The following is a 3,482-nucleotide window of genomic DNA, read 5'->3' as shown; positions in this document are numbered from 1 at the left end:
TGCCGGCCGCTGCCGAGGCAGAGGCGGACCCGGCGGCTGAGCCCGCTCCCGCCCCGGCCCCGGCGCCCGCCGCCGGGCCAGCCTCCGCCGCCGCCCCGTCCCCGGTGGTTCCGGTCGCGACGTCCGGTCCGGATTCGACCGGCTCCATCCTGTTTCCGTTTCGGTCTCTGACGCCGGCCGCGGCTTTCGCGCGGGGCGACCGGGTCACGCTGCTGTTTGAAACGGCCGACCGGATCGACGTCGCCAGGCTGCAGGCGGCCGCGGCCGGCCTCGCCCGGCTGGACGAGCTGAGGACGGAGCCCGGCTTCACCATCCTGCGTCTCACGCCGGCCGACAGCCGGCAGGCGCGGCTGGCCCCGGAGGGCACCGGATGGCGGCTCGCCTTCGGAGGCCATGCGGGCCTGCCGCCGGATGAGGTCAAGGTCACCCGCGCGCTCGGTTCCGAGGGCCACGGCGAGGTCGCCATCGCGCTGGCGGGAGCCGGCTCCGTGCGGTGGGTCGAAGGCGAGGGCGGCGGGCGGTTGGCCGTGGTCGCAGCCGCCGGGCGCTTGCAGGCGCTGGCGAGCGGGCGGCACTTCGTCGAGTTCGGCTTGCTGCCGTCTCTCCAGGGCGTCGCCGTCGAGGCCCGGGCCGACGACGTTTCGGTCTCCCTGGGCCGCGGCGGGGTGCTCGTGTCGCGTCGTGCGGGGCTGTCCCTCTCGGCGACAACCCCGTCGGGCGCGGCGCGGGGCGGCGCCCTTCTTGCCCTCACGCGCGAAAGCTGGGCGCGGGACGGCGCCGGCTCCACGGTGGAACGCTACCGCGAACTGGTGGCCGAGACGGCGGAGGCCCCGAGGTCCGCGCGGGCCGAGGCCCGCTACCGGCTGGCCCGGTTCCTCCTGTCCAACAACCTGTCGCACGAGGCCGCCAGCGTGCTGGCCCTGGCCCGGTCCGAGGACCCGGTCTTCGCTGGCCGGCGCGAGACGCTCCTTCTCTCCGCCATCGCGGCCGTGCGGGCCGAGCGGCCTCGCGACGCCAGGACGTTTCTGGCTCACTCGTCTTTGGCCGAGGACCCCGAGGCCGGGCTTTGGCGGGCCGCGCTGGACGCGCGCGACCGGGAGTGGGCCCGCGCGCTGGCCGGGTTCCGCCGCTCCGCCGAGGTGCTCGGGCTCTACCCCGAAGAGGTCTCCGGGACCCTGCGGCTCATGGCCCTGCGGGCGGCCCTCGAACTCGGCGACGTGCGCAGTGCGGAGGTGATCATGGCGGCCCTGGACAGGCTGCCCGCCGGCTCGATCGCGCGGGACCAGCACGACCTCGCCCGGGCGCGGCTCGATGAAGCGGCGCAGCGGACGGATGCGGCTCTCAAGGCCTATCAGTTGCTGGCCGACGACGCCGTCCGTCCGGTCGCCGCGGAGGCTGTGCTGCGCGGCACAGCGCTGGCGGCCCGCACGGGCCGCATGCCGGCCGACGAGGCGGTGCGCCGACTCGAGCTTCTGTCGGTGAGCTGGCGCGGGGAGGACGTGGAACTCGGCACGCTGGTCGAACTCGCCCAGCTCTATGCCGGGCAGAGCCGCTGGCGCGACATGTTCGTGGTCACCCAGCAGGCCAACCAGCACTTCCCCAACCATGACCTGACCCGGGCGTTGCACCACGACACGGCCAAGCGGTTCGAGAACCTCTTCCTGGGCGAGGCTGCCGCCAAGCTGCCCGCTGTGGAGACGCTGGCGCTCTATTACGACTTCAAGGAATTCGCCCCGATCGGCCGCCGGGGCGACGAGATCGTCAGGCGCTTGTCGGACCGATTGGTGGAACTCGATCTCCTGGATCAGGCGGCCGATCTCCTCCAGCACCAGGTGGACAAGCGCCTGTCCGGCGCCGCCCGTGCGGCCGTGGCGGCCCGCCTCGCGGCCATCCGGCTGATGAGCGGCAAGCCCTCCCTGGCGCTGGCCGCCCTCCAGTCCACCCGGCTGTCCGAGCTGCCCTCCGCGGTCCGGCGCTTCCGGCTTCTGCTCCAGGCTCAGGCAGAGGCCGATCAGACCCGGACGGACCTGGCCCTGGAGATCGTGGACGGGGAAACCGGGCCGGATTTTGCCCGGCTGCGGGCCGTGATCCTGTTCGGAGCGCGACGCTGGCGCGACGCCGGGGATGCCTTCGAGGGCCTGCTCGGCCTGCGCTGGAAGGGTCCCGAGCCGCTGGGCGACCGCGAGCGGGCCGACGTGCTCCGGGCCGCTATCGGCCACCTCATGGCCGAGGAGCCCCTGGCCCTGGACCGGCTGCGGAGCAAGTTTGCGGCCAAGATGGCGGACAGCCCCGATGCCAAGACGTTCGAGCTGCTGTTCCAGCCGGGAGCGGTCCGCTCGCCCGAATTCAGGGCCGTGCTGCGCGACAGCGGCAAGGTCGACGGGCTGCGGGACCTTCTGGCCGACTGGGCCGGCGTGGCCCCGGGCGGCGCCGCCGACCCGGCCGAACCGGGCAGGCCCGCACCGGCCGCGGCTGGGGCCGGCTGAAAAGGAGGCTGTTCAGCCGCCTCCGCCGAAGCTCTGCACCAGCGATCCGGCGACCAAATTCCAGCCGTCCACCAGCACAAAGAAGATCAGCTTGAACGGCAGTGCCACCGTGGCGGGCGGCAGCATCATCATGCCGACCGACATCAGGATGGACGCGACCACGAGGTCGATGATCAGGAAGGGTACGAAGAGCAGGAAGCCGATCTCGAAGGCCCGCCGCAGCTCGGAGATCATGAAGGCCGGAACCAGGACTTCCAGCGCCACCTGGCTCGCCTCGGCCGGCGGCGGCCCCTGTGACAGGGACACGAACAAGGCCAGGTCCTTTTCCCGCACGTGGCGCAGCATGAAGGCCCGGAGCGGGGCCGAGCCCCGCTCGAAGGCGACCGCGGGCGTGATCTGGCCCGCAACCAGTGGTTCCACACCCACCCGGTAGCTCTCTCGCAGCGTCGGGGCCATCACGAAGGCAGTCAGGAACAGGGCGAGCCCGATCATCACGGCGTTCGGCGGGGCACTTTGGGTGCCGATGGCCGAGCGCAGCAGGGACAGAACCACCACGATGCGCGTGAAGGACGTCACCATCACGAGCGCGGTCGGGGCGAGAGACAGGAGGGTGACGAGCGCGACGAGCTGCAGCGCCCGCTCGGTCAGGCCACCGCCGGGCCCGAGATCGAGCGTGACGCTCTGGGCGAGGGCCGCGCCTCCTGAGAGCGCAACCCCGAGCCCCGCGGCCGCAACGCGCGCCCGCAGGCTCAGGCCCCGGAAGATCAACCCCATCTCCGTCCGACTCGCCGCCTCATAGACGGAAAGGGTGGGGTGCCGCGGAGGCCCGAGGCAAGGGCGGGAGAGGCGTTCTCCAGCCCTAATGGGCCGCCGCTACTCCTTCTTGTCGAGGGGACGGCCGAGCAGGCGCGCGAACTCGGCCTCGATGTCCTCGATGGAGAACGGGTCGGCCTTCGCCGGCGGGGGCGCGGGCGGGGCCTCGGCGGCCGCCGCGGC

2 protein-coding genes are annotated in these 3,482 nt (G+C 73.1%); one reads left to right on the top strand and one right to left on the bottom strand.

Going from position 1 to position 3,482, the window contains the following annotated elements:
• Positions 1–2,486 (top strand): hypothetical protein (locus tag JWR86_RS11785; protein WP_299565443.1); only part of this gene is annotated, 2,486 nt, incomplete at its 5' end.
• A 12-nt stretch (positions 2,487–2,498) separates the two neighbouring features.
• On the opposite strand, the gene fliP is transcribed toward JWR86_RS11785, so the two are convergent.
• Positions 2,499–3,239 (bottom strand): flagellar type III secretion system pore protein FliP, encoded by a 741-nt coding sequence (gene fliP, locus JWR86_RS11780; protein ID WP_299565467.1) that lies wholly within the window; start codon positions 3,237–3,239, stop codon positions 2,499–2,501.
• Positions 3,240–3,482: the final 243 nt, after the last annotated feature.

The sequence above is a fragment of the Enterovirga sp. genome (assembly GCF_028290205.1).
GTDB lineage: Bacteria > Pseudomonadota > Alphaproteobacteria > Rhizobiales > Beijerinckiaceae > Enterovirga.
The sequence above is the reverse complement of the archived record's forward strand: the minus strand, read 5'-3'. Positions and strand labels throughout refer to the sequence as shown.